15 protein-coding genes are annotated in these 16,155 nt (G+C 63.6%); 11 read left to right on the top strand and 4 right to left on the bottom strand.

What is annotated here, in order from left to right; genetic code table 11:
• The first annotated feature begins 35 nt into the window (after positions 1 to 35).
• From PQR42_RS30340 to PQR42_RS30325, 4 genes are all read left to right on the top strand, one after another.
• Positions 36 to 1,124 (top strand): sn-glycerol-3-phosphate import ATP-binding protein UgpC, encoded by a 1,089-nt coding sequence (locus tag PQR42_RS30340; protein WP_408388776.1) that lies wholly within the window; start codon positions 36 to 38, stop codon positions 1,122 to 1,124.
• Positions 1,125 to 1,174: 50 nt separating this feature from the next.
• Positions 1,175 to 1,474, top strand: a complete 300-nt coding sequence (locus PQR42_RS30335) for a DUF3761 domain-containing protein (RefSeq protein ID WP_408388774.1) — start codon at positions 1,175 to 1,177, stop codon at positions 1,472 to 1,474.
• Positions 1,475 to 1,707: 233 nt separating this feature from the next.
• On the top strand, positions 1,708 to 3,375 hold the full coding sequence (gene ettA / locus PQR42_RS30330; RefSeq protein ID WP_408388812.1) for an energy-dependent translational throttle protein EttA: 1,668 nt from the start codon (positions 1,708 to 1,710) through the stop codon (positions 3,373 to 3,375).
• Between the two features lie 283 nt (positions 3,376 to 3,658).
• Entirely contained in the window at positions 3,659 to 4,780 is a 1,122-nt protein-coding gene (locus tag PQR42_RS30325) for a DUF748 domain-containing protein (RefSeq protein ID WP_408215415.1), read from the top strand.
• Between the two features lie 187 nt (positions 4,781 to 4,967).
• On the opposite strand, the gene PQR42_RS30320 is transcribed toward PQR42_RS30325, so the two are convergent.
• From PQR42_RS30320 to PQR42_RS30310, 3 genes are read right to left on the bottom strand one after another with little or no spacing between them, the layout of a single operon-like run.
• Entirely contained in the window at positions 4,968 to 5,591 is a 624-nt protein-coding gene (locus PQR42_RS30320; protein ID WP_408388772.1) for an HAD family hydrolase, read from the bottom strand.
• Between the two features lie 30 nt (positions 5,592 to 5,621).
• Positions 5,622 to 7,436 carry an aminopeptidase P family protein gene (locus PQR42_RS30315; protein WP_408215411.1) on the bottom strand — a complete coding sequence of 605 codons (1,815 nt, stop codon included), beginning with the start codon at positions 7,434 to 7,436 and terminating at the stop codon, positions 5,622 to 5,624.
• Positions 7,437 to 7,455: 19 nt separating this feature from the next.
• Positions 7,456 to 7,710 carry a hypothetical protein gene (locus PQR42_RS30310; protein WP_408179091.1) on the bottom strand — a complete coding sequence of 85 codons (255 nt, stop codon included), beginning with the start codon at positions 7,708 to 7,710 and terminating at the stop codon, positions 7,456 to 7,458.
• 204 nt (positions 7,711 to 7,914) lie between these two features.
• Between PQR42_RS30310 and PQR42_RS30305 the strand changes: the two genes are divergently transcribed.
• The 7 genes from PQR42_RS30305 (at position 7,915) to PQR42_RS30275 (ending at position 14,060) form a co-directional block, all read left to right on the top strand.
• Positions 7,915 to 8,625, top strand: coding sequence for a response regulator transcription factor (locus PQR42_RS30305; RefSeq protein WP_408388770.1), 711 nt, complete (start codon positions 7,915 to 7,917; stop codon positions 8,623 to 8,625).
• Between the two features lie 63 nt (positions 8,626 to 8,688).
• Entirely contained in the window at positions 8,689 to 9,975 is a 1,287-nt protein-coding gene (hemA, locus tag PQR42_RS30300) for a glutamyl-tRNA reductase (protein WP_132376774.1), read from the top strand.
• A gap of 123 nt (positions 9,976 to 10,098) precedes the next feature.
• The gene (prfA, locus tag PQR42_RS30295; RefSeq protein ID WP_408215404.1) at positions 10,099 to 11,181 is read left to right on the top strand and encodes a peptide chain release factor 1; all 1,083 of its coding nucleotides are present in this window, start codon (positions 10,099 to 10,101) and stop codon (positions 11,179 to 11,181) included.
• Between the two features lie 7 nt (positions 11,182 to 11,188).
• Entirely contained in the window at positions 11,189 to 12,040 is an 852-nt protein-coding gene (gene prmC / locus PQR42_RS30290) for a peptide chain release factor N(5)-glutamine methyltransferase (protein ID WP_408388768.1), read from the top strand.
• A 118-nt stretch (positions 12,041 to 12,158) separates the two neighbouring features.
• Positions 12,159 to 12,470, top strand: coding sequence for a Grx4 family monothiol glutaredoxin (gene grxD / locus PQR42_RS30285; protein ID WP_012434475.1), 312 nt, complete (start codon positions 12,159 to 12,161; stop codon positions 12,468 to 12,470).
• 44 nt (positions 12,471 to 12,514) lie between these two features.
• Positions 12,515 to 13,114, top strand: a complete 600-nt coding sequence (locus PQR42_RS30280; RefSeq protein WP_408388766.1) for a UbiX family flavin prenyltransferase — start codon at positions 12,515 to 12,517, stop codon at positions 13,112 to 13,114.
• A gap of 160 nt (positions 13,115 to 13,274) precedes the next feature.
• Complete coding sequence (locus PQR42_RS30275; RefSeq protein WP_408388764.1) at positions 13,275 to 14,060, top strand: DODA-type extradiol aromatic ring-opening family dioxygenase; 786 nt, start codon at positions 13,275 to 13,277, stop codon at positions 14,058 to 14,060.
• Between the two features lie 88 nt (positions 14,061 to 14,148).
• Here PQR42_RS30275 and PQR42_RS30270 read toward each other — a convergent pair whose 3' ends face one another.
• Complete coding sequence (locus tag PQR42_RS30270) at positions 14,149 to 15,744, bottom strand: APC family permease (RefSeq protein WP_408388762.1); 1,596 nt, start codon at positions 15,742 to 15,744, stop codon at positions 14,149 to 14,151.
• Positions 15,745 to 16,155 lie beyond the last annotated feature (411 nt).

Below are 16,155 nucleotides of genomic sequence, written 5' to 3'. Positions count from 1 at the left end.
GCGATCCGCGGCAAGCAACGAAAGGCTAAAACGGCATGGCTGCACTGACTCTGCAAGGCGTGAAAAAAACCTACGACGGCAAACAGTTCGTGTTGCACGGCATCGACGTGGACGTCGCCGACGGCGAGTTCGTCGTGATGGTCGGCCCGTCCGGTTGCGGCAAATCGACCTTGCTGCGGATGGTGGCGGGACTCGAGCGCATCTCCGAAGGCAGCATTTCGATCGCCGGCAAAGTGGTCAATCAGCTCGAGCCGAAGGATCGCAACATCGCGATGGTGTTTCAGAACTACGCGCTGTATCCGCATATGAGCGTGGCTGAGAACATGGGCTACGCGCTGAAGATCGCTGGCGTCGAGCGCGCGCAGATCGAAAAGCGCGTGCAGGGCGCCGCGCAGATTCTCGAACTCGAAGCGTTGTTGCAACGCAAGCCGCGCGAGTTGTCCGGCGGGCAACGGCAACGTGTCGCGATGGGCCGCGCAATTGTGCGCGAGCCGGCGGTGTTTCTGTTCGACGAGCCGCTGTCGAATCTCGATGCGCGCCTGCGCGTGCAGATGCGACTCGAAATCCAGCGCCTGCATGCGCGGCTCGCGACGACGAGTCTGTACGTGACACACGATCAGATCGAAGCGATGACCTTGGCGCAGCGCGTGATCGTCATGAACAAGGGCCACGCCGAGCAGATCGGCGCGCCGACCGAGGTCTATGAACGGCCCGCCACGGTGTTCGTCGCGAGCTTCATCGGCTCGCCGGGGATGAATCTGCTGGAAGGCCGCGTGTCGGACGACGGCTCTGTTTTCGAAGTGGCCGGCAACGGTCCGAAGCTACCGTTGACGGACGCGGCGTCGATCGGCCGCGAAGTCGCCAAGGGACGCGAGTGGACGCTCGGCATTCGTCCGGAACACATGAGCCCGGGCCAGGCGGATGCGCCTCACGCGACGCTCACCGTCGATTCCTGCGAATTGCTCGGCGCGGACAATCTCGCCCACGGTCGCTGGGGCAAGCACGACGTGACGGTGCGTTTGCCGCACGCGCATCGGCCCGCGGCAGGCGAAGCGCTGCAAGTGGCGCTGCCCGCGCGGCATCTGCATTTCTTCGATCCGGCGAGCGGACGACGCGCGAACTGAAGACCTGGCAAGACGCACAAGCGGTCAGAATAACAAGCACTCGAAAGACCATGACAGGCATGACTCGTAACACCCTGCGCGCCTGCACGGCAGTTGCCGCGGCGCTGCTGTTCAGCGTGTCCTCCGCGTTCGCGTATGTCGCGCCGGGCACCACGCCCGACGAAGCCGACCTCAGCAATCACAACACGTACACCAATCGCGACGGCAACACCGTGCACGCGCCGGCCCGCTCGTCATCGGGCAAGGCGCCGGAAGGCGCGACCGCGCGCTGCCGTGATGCCACCTACAGCTTCAGCCGGCATCGCAACGGCACGTGTTCGCGGCATGGCGGCGTGGCGGATTGGCTCTGAGCATCCGAGCGGGCCCTGGCCGAACGGACACCCACTGCCGCCCCGCTCCTCTGCCGAAGTACAATGCCACCTGAACCACCCGCCCGCGCGCGGGGCGTCGCGAAGCTCGACGCCGCGCTTCACGCCGCGCCGGCCGGCGCCGGGCGCTCCGCCCGGCCATGACACCGATTACCCATCCACCCACGATCGCCCGCCCCCACGCGGCCGGCGTCGTCAACGTCTATTGCAAGCAAATGGCCCAATACGTCTTCACCATGAACCGGGTCGGCAAAATCGTGCCGCCCAAGCGTCAAATCCTGAAAGACATCTCGCTGTCGTTTTTTCCCGGCGCGAAGATCGGCCTGCTCGGCCTGAACGGCTCGGGCAAGTCGACGCTGATCCGCATCATGGCCGGTGTGGACAAGGACATCGAAGGCGAAGCCACGCCGATGCCGAACCTGAACATCGGCTATCTGCCGCAGGAACCACAACTCGATCCGAACAAGACGGTGCGTGAAGCGGTCGAGGAAGGTCTCGGCGACGTGTTCAACGCGCAAAAGAAGCTCGACGAAATCTACGCGGCCTACGCCGAACCGGACGCCGATTTCGACGCGCTCGCCGCCGAACAGGCGAAGTACGAAGCGATCCTTGCCACGTCGGATGGCGGCAACGCCGAGCAGCAGATCGAAATCGCCGCCGACGCGCTGCGCCTGCCGGCCTGGGACGCGAAGATCGAACATCTGTCAGGCGGCGAAAAGCGCCGCGTCGCGTTGTGCAAGCTGTTGCTCGAAAAGCCGGACATGCTGCTGCTCGACGAGCCGACCAACCACCTGGACGCGGAATCGGTCGACTGGCTCGAACAGTTCCTCACGCGCTTCCCGGGCACCGTCGTGGCCGTGACCCACGATCGCTACTTCCTCGATAACGCCGCCGAGTGGATTCTCGAACTCGACCGCGGCCACGGCATTCCGTGGAAGGGCAACTACAGCAGCTGGCTCGACCAGAAGGAAGAGCGCCTGAAGCAGGAAGAATCGTCGGAGTCGGCGCGTCAGAAGGCCATCAAGAAGGAACTGGAGTGGGTGCGCCAGAACCCGAAGGGCCGTCAGGCGAAGTCGAAGGCGCGGATCGCCCGCTTCGAGGAACTGAACAGCCAGGACTACCAGAAGCGCAACGAAACCTCGGAAATCTTCATCCCGGTCGGCGACCGTCTGGGCAATGAAGTGATCGAGTTCAAGAATGTCAGCAAGTCGTATGGCGACCGTCTGCTGCTCGACAACGTCAGCTTCAAGATTCCGGCGGGCGCGATCGTCGGCATCATCGGGCCGAACGGCGCGGGTAAGTCGACGCTGTTCCGCATGCTGACCGGCCGCGAACAGCCGGATTCGGGCGAGATCGTGCAAGGCCCGACCGTCAAGCTCGCGTACGTGGATCAGAGCCGCGACGCACTCGACGGCTCGAAGACCGTGTTCGAGGAAATCTCCGGCGGCGCCGACGTGCTGACGGTCGGCAAGTACGAAACGCCGTCGCGTGCCTATATTGGCCGCTTCAACTTCAAGGGCGGCGACCAGCAGAAGGTGGTCGGCAATCTGTCGGGCGGTGAACGCGGCCGGCTGCATCTGGCCAAGACGCTGATCGCGGGCGGCAACGTGCTGCTGCTGGACGAACCGTCGAACGATCTGGACGTCGAAACGCTGCGCGCGCTCGAAGACGCCTTGCTCGAGTTCGCCGGCTCGGTGCTGGTGATCTCGCACGATCGCTGGTTCCTCGACCGGATCGCCACGCACATCCTCGCGTTCGAAGGCGATTCGCAAATCACGTTCTTCGACGGTAACTACCAGGAATACGAAGCGGACAAGCGCGCGCGTCTGGGTGAAGAAGGTGCACGTCCGAAGCGTCTGCGTTACAAGCCGATCGCACGATAAGCTCGAAGCGGGTGGCCTGCGCGCCGGTTGGGCTGACGCGCGGGCCGTCTCGACGGGGCGCTTTTCGGAGGGCGCGCGCGAGACATGCGCCGCGAACACCTGCCGTCGACGGTATGAGCGGTAGGGCACACGCATTGCGTGTCATGGCGTGATACACGTCATCGCGGCGAGACATGTGCGTTCCGCGTTCCGCCCGGACGAACACCGCTAAGCGCGCCCACCCGATGAGCGCACTGGTCGATCACTGCCACACCGCGCGCCACGCGGTGACGAGGAGGCAAGCATGGCGATGTCGAAGGGCAAGCGCTGGGCCGTCGCTGTAGGCGGCGTGCTGCTGGTGCTGATCGTCGCCGTGGTCGGCGCCTTGCAGTTCGCGCAACGCGAGATCAAGGAGCGCGTAATCGCGGCGCTCGGTCCTTTGGGCAGCGCCGAAACCATCGAGGTCGGCCTCACCTCGGTTCATCTCACCAACGTTCTTCTCAAAGCGCCGCCCGGTTGGCCGGCCGGCGATCCGCTCAGAGCGGACGAAATCACCCTCACACCGGACATTCGCGATCTGATCGCGCGGCGCATGCATGTCCGTAGCGTGGTGGTGCGCGGCTTCGACATCGCCGTGCTGCGCACGAAGGACGGCGCGATTCGCTTGATGCCGAATCTGCGGGAGTCGGTAAACCGGTCCGACAACGAAGCCAGCGGCGCGGCGGTATCCATTCCCCGCGAAAAGCAGGTCGATCACATCAGCTTCGAGCAGGGCAACTTCCACTTCTACGACATGACGGTCGGGCCACCGCCGTTCAAAGTGACGGTCAGCGATGCCAACGCGACCGTCGACAATCTGCACTTGCCCGCCCTCACTGAGCCGACCAACGTCAATATGACGGGCTCGATCAAAGGCCCGGCGCACACGGGAACGGTGTCGTTCGGCGGCTGGATCAAGATCGCCAGCAAGGATTCGCAGACCACCAGCAAACTGCGCGGTGTCGACATCGTGATGCTCGACCCGTACCTGATCAAGAAGGCCGGCGCCAAGGCACAAGTGACGGGCGGCACGGTCGACCTGACGGTCGACTCGACTGTACGCAACTATCAGTTGCACGCCCCCGGCACGCTGACGGTCCACAATCTGCAACTCGCCGACACCGGCAACCCGCTCGACACCTTCATGTCGATTCCGACCAAGGCTGCCGTCGCCGCGCTCAAGTCGCACAACGGCGACATCACGTTGCATTTCGTGCTGGATGGGAATTTGCGCGACCCGAAATTCTCGGTGCAGGAAGGCCTGATGAAGCGCATCGGCACCGGCTTTGCGAAGGCGCTTGGGGTAAGCGTCGAGGGCGTGGCAAAAGGCGCGGGAGAAACAGTGAAAGGCTTGGGTAACGCGTTGAAAAATCTGCTCGGTCAGTAGGACGGGGCAAACTGCGTCGATGCGGGCAGAGCTAACGCGGCGCCGTTGGAACACGGCCGCGCCGCCCTGCTGCCAGGAACGCGAGCTTCGAACCGCTGGCGCCAATCTCGCGCAGTTTCCCTTCAGTTTATGAGACGCTGGAACTGGAACGCAGTCGCCTCACTATGTCTTTAAAACCGCCTCAGCCTTAAACCGGCAGCCCCAACTCGCGCAGTTTCGCTTCGGTACGCGCGGCGCTGGTGTGATGCACGCCGTGCCAGCCGAGCGCCGTCGCGGCCTCGGCGTTCTTCAGGTTGTCGTCGATGAAGACGAGCTCGCCGGGCTCGACGCCCGGCAATTGCGCGTCGATCCGTTCGCGCATGGCGGCGAAAATGGCCGGATCGGGCTTCACCATCTTCACCCGCCCCGAGACGACGATGTCGCGAAACCGCCGCAGCACCGGGTAATGCTCCCACGCATACGGAAAGGTCTCCGCCGACCAGTTGGTCAACCCGAAGAGCGGCACCTCGGCCGCTTCGAGCTTTTCCATGATTGCCACGCCCTCTTCCAGCACGCCGGCCACCATGTCGTGCCAGCGTTCGTAGAACGCGCGGATCAGCGCTTCGTGATCGGGAAACTTCGCGACGAGCTCGTCGGTTGCCTCGACGATCGGCTGGCCGCCGTCTTGACGGATCACCCAGTCCATCGAGCAAACGTGGGTCAGAAACCAGCGGCGCTCGGTCTCGTCAGGGATCAGTTCCCGATACAGATACTCGGGGCTCCAGTCGATCAGCACGCCGCCGAAATCAAACACCACTGCCTTGATGGCCATGCACTCTCCGTAAGCAGGTTCCTTAAGCGATCAGACGGGTTGCGTGCGCAACTCCAGCCACGCTTTGGCGTCGCCCGATACATGCGGCGACAGACGCGTGCGCACCGTCTCGTGATACGCATTGAGCCACGCGCGTTCGTCCTCGCGCAGCAGCGACAGGTCGAGGCAACGCGTATCGATCGGGCACAGCGTCAAGGTCTCGAACTTGAGGAAGTCGCCGAATTCGGTTTGACCGGCCGGCACGTTCAGCACGAGATTCTCGATCCGCACGCCCCATTTGCCCGGACGGTAAATGCCCGGTTCGACCGAGGTAATCATGCCCTCTTCCATCGCGGTCCACGGTTCGGCCGGCGCGTAGTGCGAGATCACCTGCGGACCTTCGTGCACGTTCAGGAAATAGCCCACGCCGTGGCCGGTGCCGTGACCGTAATCGGCGCCGGCTTCCCAGATCGGCGCGCGGGCGATCGCATCGAGCATCGGCGAACGGATGCCGCGCGGGAACTGCGCGCGCGACAACGCCATGGTGCCCTTCAGCACGATCGTGAAATCGCGCCGCTGCGCTTCGCTGGCGGTGCCGATCGGCACCACGCGCGTGATGTCGGTCGTGCCGCTCAGATACTGCGCGCCGGAATCGATCAGCAACAGACCGTTGCCTTCGATCACGGAATGCGAGTCCTCAGTGGCGCGGTAATGCGGCATCGCGCCGTTTGCGTTAAAGCCGGCGATCGTCGCAAAGCTCAGCGACACGAAGCCCGGACGGCGCGCGCGAGCCGCCGTCAGACGTTCGTCGATGGTGAGTTCGGTGATCGTCTCGCGGCCCAGCGCGCCTTCGAACCACGCGAAAAATTCCGCCAGCGCCGCGCCGTCCTGTTCCATCGTCTCGCGCACATGCTCGGCTTCCGCCTCGGTCTTGCGCGACTTGAAGAAGGTGGACGGATTGACCGCCTCCACCACGTTGACCGTCGACGGCACCGATTGCAGCGAGCCGAACGTGATGCGGCGCGGGTCGATCAACAGCGTGCTGCCGGCGGGTAGCGCGGCCAGCGCGTCCGCGGCCTTCGCATACGGCTCGACGCTGATGTTGTCCTTCGCCAACGCATCGGCCAGAGCCTGCGGCACCTTGCCGTCGGCGACGAACAGCGACGCGTGGTCGACGCCGATCAGCGCGTGCGCCACGAACACCGGGTTGTAGCTGACGTCCGCGCCGCGCAGATTCAGCAGCCACGCGAGGTCGTCGAGCGTGGAGATGAAGTGCCATTGCGCGCCTTTGTCCGCCATCGCGCGGCGAATCTGCGCGAGCTTGTCCGAACGGGCGACGCTCGCATGCGGCGCGGCGTGCTCGAACACGGCGGCCGCCGGCAGCGACGGACGCTGCGGCCAGATCGCGTCGAACAGATCGACGTCCGTGCGCAACTGCACGCCGCGCGCGTTCAGCGCCTGGCTCAAGGCCCGCGCCGCCGTCACGCCGAGCACGGCGCCGTCCACGCCGACCGTGGCGCCTGCCGGCACGTTCTGAGCGAGCCATTCGAAATGCGGCACGGTCTGCTGGCCGCCGGTCATCTTCATCAACTGAACGCCGGTGCCGGCCAATTGCGCGTTGGCCTGTTCCCAATAGCGGCTGTCTGTCCAGACGCCGGCGAAGTCCGCGGTCACGACCAGCGTGCCGGCCGAGCCGGTGAAGCCGGACAGCCACTGCCGGCCTTGCCAGCGCCCAGGCAGATACTCGGACAGATGCGGGTCGGCGGACGGCACCAGGTAGGCGGCGACGCCTTCGCGTGCCATTGCGTTGCGCAAGGTGGCAAGACGTTCGGGAATGGAGGAAGTTTCGGGGAGTCGGGCATTCATCGGAGTCACCTGCAAATATTCATCGACGGGAAAGCAAGCCGACCGTCACGGCAACGGCGATCAACGCGACGGCGGTGCAAACCGGCCATTCGAGCGTATCACCGTCATGGAAGAGACCAATCACGTTGCCGGCCATGTGCGCGACGGCCGCGCCCAGCACGCCGGCCAGCAGCGCCACCCACCACCGGGCGCGGCTCGCGCGTCGCAGCGGATGCAGCCACCAGCCCGCGAGGCCAATCGCCGCCCCCAATACTACAAGGCCGGGCCACCCCATTAACGGCTGGCCTCGCGCAGTTTCGGATTCGTCTCATGGGCGCAAGGGGCCAACACAGCTAGCATTTTTGTCTCATTAACTATAGAAGTTCAGCACGGCGCTTTCCGCATAGCGGTTGAGTTTAGGGGTCGGGGTGATGTTAGGCAAGCTGTGAGCCTTACGGAAAAGCCTGGTCCCCGGTCATTGCCACGCTGAAAGCGCGTCATGCGAATCGCCCTTATCGAGCCGGACTTGCGGCACGCTGAACTGGTCGGCCGGCTAGTCTTCGCCGGCGGTCATCTGTGTCAGCACTTCACCGCGAGCGTGCCGTTCCTGACGCACGCCAACGAAGAATTCTTCGACCTGCTCATCACCGAAAGCTGGGCCGGCGACCATTCCGCCGAAGACGTCATCCCGCGCGCCCGCGCCATCCTGCCGGGCTTGCCGGTGATCGTGCTGATGTCGGCGCCGCGCGAAAGCCAGATTGTCGCCGCGCTGCACGCCGGCGCCGACGACTGCCTGACCAAACCGGTCCGCGGCCCGGAGATGCTGGCCCGCGTGGACGCGCTGCTGCGCCGCGCGGGCCTGCGGCGGCCGCCCAATCGGCGGCGCGACATCATCGGTGAATATGCGTTCGATGCGGCGCAATTTGCCGTCACATTCCGCAAGCAAACAGTCACGCTCACGCCGAAGGAATTCCGCCTTGCGCTGCTACTGTTCAGCAATCTCTCGCGGCCGGTGTCGCGAGCGCATATTCTTGAAAATGTCTGGACGCGCCGCCGCGACGTAAGGTCGCGTACGGTCGACACGCACGCGTCGCGCGTGCGCAGCAAATTGCAGCTTCATCCTGAACACGGCTATTGCCTGACGCCGCTTTACGGCTACGGCTACCAACTCGACGCGATTCCGCCGGAGGCGGTTGTAAACGCGGAATAAGCTGCGCACAATGTGAAAATCGTGGAAACGCTATAATATTGGGCTAAACCATAGCTCCCCCAAATGCAGCTTCTAACGATCGGAATCAATCACCACACTGCGCCTGTCGCCTTGCGCGAACGCGTGGCGTTTCCGCTCGAACAGATCAAGCCTGCTTTGGACACCTTCAAGAGCGTCTGGCTCGGCCCGTCGGCCCGCACGGCGCCTGAAGCGGCCATTCTGTCCACCTGCAATCGCACCGAACTTTACTGCGCGACCGACGACCAGGCCGCGCGCGAAGCCGCGATCCAGTGGCTGTCCAAGTACCACAACCTGCCCATCGACCAACTCGCGCCGCACGTCTACGCGCTGCCGCAGTCGGAAGCCGTGCGCCACGCGTTCCGCGTCGCGTCCGGGCTGGATTCGATGGTGCTGGGTGAGACGCAAATCGTCGGACAAATGAAGGATGCGGTGCGTACCGCGTCCGAAGCCGGCGCGCTCGGCACCTATCTGAACCAGTTGTTCCAGCGCACCTTCGCCGTCGCGAAGGAAGTGCGCAGCACGACCGAAATCGGCGCGCAGTCGGTTTCCATGGCGGCCGCCGCCGTGCGCCTCGCTCAGCGGATTTTCGACAAGGTCTCGAACCAGCGCGTGCTGTTTATAGGCGCGGGCGAAATGATCGAGTTGTGCGCCACGCACTTCGCAGCGCAGCAACCGAAGGAACTCGTCGTCGCGAACCGCACGGCCGAGCGCGGCACGCGTCTTGCCGAGCGCTTCAACGGCCGGGCCATTCCGCTGTCGGAACTGCCTTCGCGCATGCATGAGTTCGACATCATCGTGTCGTGCACCGCGTCCACCTTGCCGATCATCGGTTTGGGCGCGGTTGAGCGGGCGGTCAAAGCGCGCCGTCACCGGCCGATTTTCATGGTCGATCTGGCCGTTCCGCGCGATATCGAACCCGAAGTCGGCAAGCTCGAAGACGTGTTCCTGTACACCGTCGACGACCTCGGCGCGATCGTCCGCGAAGGCAATGCGTCGCGGCAAGCCGCGGTCGCGCAGGCGGAAGCGATCATTGAAACGCGCGTGCAGAATTTCATGCAATGGCTGGACGCGCGCAGTATCGTGCCGGTTATTCGCCATATGCACACGCAGGCCGACGTGCTGCGCCGCGCGGAAGTCGAACGCGCGCAGAAAATGCTCGCGCGCGGCGACGATCCGGCCGCCGTGCTCGAGGCGTTGTCGCAATCGCTCACCAATAAACTGATCCACGGTCCCACGCACGCGCTCAATCGCGCGAGCAGCGAGAACCGTGACACGCTCATCGAACTCATGAGCGGTTTCTACAAGCACTCCGGTTCCACGGAGCGTTAGCGGCGCAGCCACCGCCGCGCTGTCCGGGCTACCCGCAAGTGGCCCGCGACGTGCTTCTGACCAGGGCATCCGCCCACTCCCCTAGTCGTCGTCCTTGCCGGAGCCCGCTCCGATACCCGTCCGATGAAAACGAGCATGCAACGCAAGCTCGACCAGCTCACTACCCGGCTGGCCGAACTGAACGATCTGTTGAGCCGCGAGGACATCACCTCGAATCTCGACCAATACCGCAAGCTCACGCGGGAACACGCCGAGCTCGGGCCGGTGGTCGACCACTACGCGCTCTGGCGCCAGGCCATGAACGACGCGGCCACCGCGCAGGAACTGCTGGCGGATGCGTCGATGCGCGACTTCGCGGAAGACGAAATTCGCGCGGCGCGCGAGCGCATGGAAAAACTCGGCGCCGAGTTGCAGAAAATGCTGCTGCCGAAAGACCCGAACGACGACCGCAACATCTTCCTCGAAATCCGTGCCGGAACGGGCGGCGACGAATCCGCGCTGTTCGCGGGCGACCTGCTGCGCATGTATCTGCGCTTTGCCGAGCGCAACCGTTGGCAAGTGGAAATGATGTCGGCGAGCGAGTCGGATCTGGGCGGCTACAAGGAAGTGATCGTGCGGATCGCGGGCGAAGCCGCCTATTCGAAGCTCAAGTTCGAGTCCGGCGGCCACCGTGTGCAACGCGTGCCGGCGACCGAAACGCAAGGCCGCATTCACACGTCGGCGTGCACGGTCGCGGTCATGCCGGAAGCGGACGAAATCGGCGAAGTCGAGATCAATCCGGCCGATTTGCGGATCGACACGTTCCGCGCGTCCGGCGCGGGCGGGCAGCACATCAACAAGACGGATTCCGCAGTGCGCGTCACGCATTTGCCGACGGGGATCGTCGTCGAATGTCAGGACGACCGTTCGCAGCACAAGAACAAGGACCGCGCGCTGAAGGTGCTGGCCGCGCGCATCAAGGACAAGCAATCGCACGAGCAGCAGGCGAAGGAAGCCGCCACGCGCAAGAGCCTGATCGGCTCGGGCGACCGCTCGGAACGGATTCGCACGTACAACTTCCCGCAAGGGCGTCTGACGGATCACCGCATCAATTTGACGCTTTACCGCCTCGACGCGATCATGGACGGCGATCTCGACGAGCTGATCGCGGCGCTCGTCAGCGAGCATCAAGCCGAATTGCTGGCGTCGCTGGGCGACGCGGATTAACGCACGCATGACTTCGGCCACGCCCGCCACACCCGCCGCGCTGTTGCGCGCCTCGACGCTGCCGGCGCTCGAAGCGCGCATCCTGCTCACGCATGTGCTCGGCTGGCGGCCCACGCAGCTGATTACGCGCAGCGACGAAGCGCTCGACACCGAGTGTGTCGAGCGTTATCAGGCGCTGGAAGCACGGCGCGTAGCCGGTGAACCGGTAGCACAACTGGTCGGCGCCCGTGAATTTTTCGGGCTGGATTTCGAAGTCACGCCGCACGTGCTGATTCCGCGCCCCGAAACGGAATTGCTGGTCGAAACGGCGCTGACGGCACTGGAAAACCTCTCGCGGCCTCGCGTGCTCGATCTCGGCACGGGCACCGGCGCCATTGCCGTCGCGATCGCGTCGATGCGGCCAGACGCGCAAGTCTGGGCGCTCGACCGTTCCGGCGAAGCGCTGGCCGTCGCCACGCGCAACGCCGCCCGCCTGCTCGACGCGAAACGCCCCGGCGGCGCCTTGGCATTGATACAAAGCGACTGGTACGACTCACTCGACGCCACCTTGCGCTTTGACGTGATCGTCAGCAACCCGCCGTATATCGCAAGCGGCGACCCACATCTATCAGAAGGCGATCTGCGCTTCGAACCGCGCGGCGCGCTCACCGACGAAGCCGACGGACTCAGCGCGATCCGCGCGATCATCGCGGGTGCGCCCACACGGCTCGCCGCCGATGGCGTATTGTGGATCGAGCACGGTTACGATCAGGCCGAAGCCGTGCGCGAGTTACTGACGGCGCAACGTTTCGCGCAAGTCTGCTCGGAGCGCGATCTGGCCGGCATCGAGCGGATCAGCGGTGGGCGTTTGGACGGCTGACGCGCACCGCCTAATATCCACAAACGTTGCACGGACAAAGCGGCGCTCGGCCGGCTGTATCGAAATCCGCTATCATTTCAGCCTATTCCCTACACATAACGGAACCGCAAGGTCAGTCATGGATACGCAACAACGCATCAAGCAAATCGTCGACGAGAACAATGTCGTCCTCTTCATGAAGGGCACTGCTCAGTTCCCGATGTGCGGCTTCTCGGGCCGCGCCATCCAGATTCTGAAGGCGTGCGGCGTCGGTGAGATCAAGACCGTCAACGTCCTCGAAGACGACGAAGTCCGCCAGGGCATCAAGCAGTTCTCGAACTGGCCGACCATTCCGCAGCTCTACGTGAAGGGCGAATTCGTCGGCGGCTCGGACATCATGATGGAAATGTACGAATCGGGCGAACTGCAGCAACTGTTCGCCGCGGCCTAAGCGGCCACGGTCCACACGCTTCTATCCCCAAGGCGCCGCGAGCCATGGAAACACCCGCTGCGGCGCCACGCCGGCTGATCGTCGCGATCACCGGCGCGACGGGTGCCATCTACGGCATCCGGATACTCGAAACGCTGCGTAGACTGGGCGGCGTCGAGAGCCATCTGCTGATTTCCAGCGCGGGTTGGCTCAATATCCAGCACGAACTCCAGTTGAGCAAAGAAGACGTACATCCGCTCGCGGATGTCGTCCATTCGGTGCGCGACGTCGGCGCGAGCATCGCGTCCGGTTCGTTTGCCACCGACGGCATGGTCGTCGCCCCTTGCTCGATGAAGACGCTCGCCAGCGTCGCACACGGTTTCTCGGATAACCTGATCACGCGCGCCGCCGATGTCACGCTCAAGGAGCGCCGCCGCCTCGTGCTGCTCGTGCGCGAGACGCCGTTCAATCTTGCGCACTTGCGCAACATGACGGCCGTCACCGAAATGGGCGGCGTGATCTTCCCGCCCTTGCCTGCTTTCTACAACCAACCCGCTTCCATCGACGAAATGGTCGATCACATCGTGGCGCGCGTGCTGGATCTGTTCGCGCTCGGACCGGCTTTGTCGCCGGCGTGGGCGGGACTGCGCGGCACGCAGGAGTAGCGCTCGTCAGCCGCGGTCTGTGCTTGCCGTGCATACGCACGGATTCACAACATCTGCGACACAATCAATTCTGTTTTCACCCGTTTATCAAATCGCGGTGCAACCCTATATTGGTAGCAACCCAATCTCTGCGCCGCGCTCTCGCGGCCGCGCTGCTGCCATGAACCGCATACCTTCGCTTTTCCTGTCCCACGGCGCGCCCACGCTGCCAATCGACCCGTCGTTGCCGTCTGCTGAATTCGGCGCACTGAGCGCCCAGTTGCCGCGTCCGGAAGCCGTACTGATGCTGTCGGCCCATTGGGGTACGGCGCAGCCGGTGGTGAGTACGTCCACGGCGCCGGAAACCATCCACGATTTCTACGGCTTTCCGCGTCAGTTGTACGAAATTCAGTATCCGGCTCCGGGCGCGCCCGATGTCGCGCGCCGCGCGGCGGTGCTGCTCGGCGAAAACGGCATCCTCACCGGCGCCCAGCCGCACGGACTCGACCACGGCGCATGGGTGCCGATGCTGCTCATGTTTCCGGATGCAGACGTGCCCGTCGCGCAACTGTCGATCCAGCCGCACATGGACGCGGCGCATCACTTCCGCGTCGGCCGGGCGCTGCGGTCGTTGAAAGACGACGGCGTGATGGTGATCGGCTCCGGCCAGATCACGCACAACCTGCGCGCCGCCGACTTTTCCGCGCGCCCTGAAGACGCCGATCCGCGCGTCGCCGAATTCACCGACTGGTTCGAGGAAAAACTCGCCGCGCACGATATCGACGCGCTGCTCGACTACCGCCGCCAAGCGCCGCATGCCGTGCTGATGCATCCCACCGACGAGCATCTGCTGCCCGTCTTCGCCGCATTGGGCGCGGCGGACGACGATTATTCCCTGGCCATCCAGTCGCTCGGAACCTACCAGCGCTCGCTCGCCATGACGAACTACGTGTTCGGCACCGCCTGACGCAGCGTCATAAGCAGGGCAGAAAGGAAAAACCCCCGCCTGGGCAACTCAGGCGGGGGTTTTCTTCCTACAGACTCAGCGCAGCACCTTAATGAGCGCCCATGCCTTCGAGCACCTCGTCGTGCTCTGTGCGCTCGTCCAGGTATTCCGAGCGATAACCGCTCGTCACGCCCCAGTAGTAGAACACCAGCGAAAACGCGATAACCACCACCATGTCCCAGCCGTAAGGGATAAGGTCGTGACCGCCGAACTGCTTGCTGCCGATCAGCGACAGAATCGCCATCACCGGCAGATAAGCGACCAACCACCACGCCGCCTTCAGATCACGCCCCCAGCCGGCAAAGCCCGACTTCGCCTGAAAGTAGAAGTACACCGGCAACGCGACGACCATCAGCAGAATGATTTCGCCCGTGAGCGGCCACTTCGCCCAGTACAGGATCAGCGACGCGCAGACGAACGCGAACGGCGCAATGATCTTCATGCCAGGAATATGCAGCGGACGCTCGAGGTCCGTCGCCGCGCGGCGCAGGGCCATCAGGCTGATCGGGCCGGTCAGGTACGAAATCACCGTTGCAACCGAGATCACCGCCGCCAGCGAACTCCAGCCGCGGAAGAAGAACAGGAAAATAAACGACACCAGCAGGTTGAACCACATCGCCTGACGCGGCACGCCGTAGAACGGGTGCACGTTGCCGAACATCTTCGGCATCGTGTTGTTGCGTTCCATCGCGTAGATCATGCGGCTGGTGGTCGCCATGTAGGTCGTGCCGGTGCCGCTCGGGCTGACGAAGGCGTCGACGTACAGCAGGATCGCGAGCCAGTTCAGGTTCAGCGCGATTGCGAGTTCCGCGAACGGCGAGGCGAAGTTGAAGTGGCTCCAACCCTGCATCACGTCGCTCGGGTTCACCGCGCCGATATAAGCGATCTGCAGCAGCACGTAGATCACCAGCGCGAGCAGGATCGAGCCGATCACCGCGAACGGCACGCTTTTGGCCGGATTGCGCGCTTCTCCGGCGAGATTGATCGGGCTCTGGAAACCGTTGAACGCGAACACGATGCCGCTCGTCGACACGGCCGTCAGCACCGCCGACCAGCCGTACGGCGCGAACGTGCTCGCTTCGCCGAAGTTTTCCTTGTGGAAGCCCGTCAGCATCAAGCCGAGGATCGTCGCGCCGGGAATCAGAAACTTGAAGATCGTGATCGCCGAATTGGCGCGCGCGAACAGTTTCACGCCCCAGTAGTTCAGCATGAAGTAAATGATCACGAGCGCAGCGGACAGTAATAACCCGTTAGTAGTTAATGACCCATCCACGAATAGCGCATGCGCCCAGGGATAGGGCCACGTACTCATATATTGAATCGACGCTTCAGCCTCGATGGGAATCACCGAGACAATGGCGATCCAGTTGGCCCATGCGCTAATGAAACCAACCAGCGCACCGTGCGAATAGCGCGCGTAACGCACCATGCCGCCGGACTCCGGGAACATCGCGCCGAGTTCCGCGTAGGTCAACGCGATCGCGAGAATCACAACCGCGCCGATCACCCATGCACAAATGGCAGCAGGCCCGGCAATTTTTGCGGCCTTCCACGCGCCGAACAGCCACCCGGACCCGATGATGGAACCCAGGCCCGTCAGCATTAGCGCGAACGGCCCGATGTTCCGTTGTATAGAACTTTTCACGTCTTCTCCTGTGTCGGCCGGAGTGAGTGCTTCGGCACGTACTCCGGCCCATGCAAGTTTGCAGCAGAACCATGTCGGCACCGCGTGACATCGCCTTGGGGCGCTGGAGACGGGTGACGCGCATGCGTACGCGACGGTCATTCCAGACAGGTGCAACCGACGCGAGGCGCGTAGTTTAACGGTTGCACCCGGTCCCTGCAGCGAAACTAAGGGTTCTCCCTAGCAAAAAAATCGGACGAATAGCAAGCTTTGTAAGCAACTTTTACGCCAAGTTGATGAAAGTTCGTAAAGTTGTGGGGAGACTGTTGACCTTCTCTCAAAATCGCCGTATAACGTTCGGGCAGGATTTCAAGCGGCGAGTGAATTGGTCTTTCGTAGTTCGCCCATCAACGGTACTCCGGTTGGTCCCAT

The organism is Paraburkholderia sediminicola (genome assembly GCF_046027355.1).
Lineage (GTDB): Bacteria > Pseudomonadota > Gammaproteobacteria > Burkholderiales > Burkholderiaceae > Paraburkholderia > Paraburkholderia sediminicola_B.
Note: the sequence above shows the minus strand (reverse complement) of the source record. Positions and strands in the feature narration are given on the sequence as shown.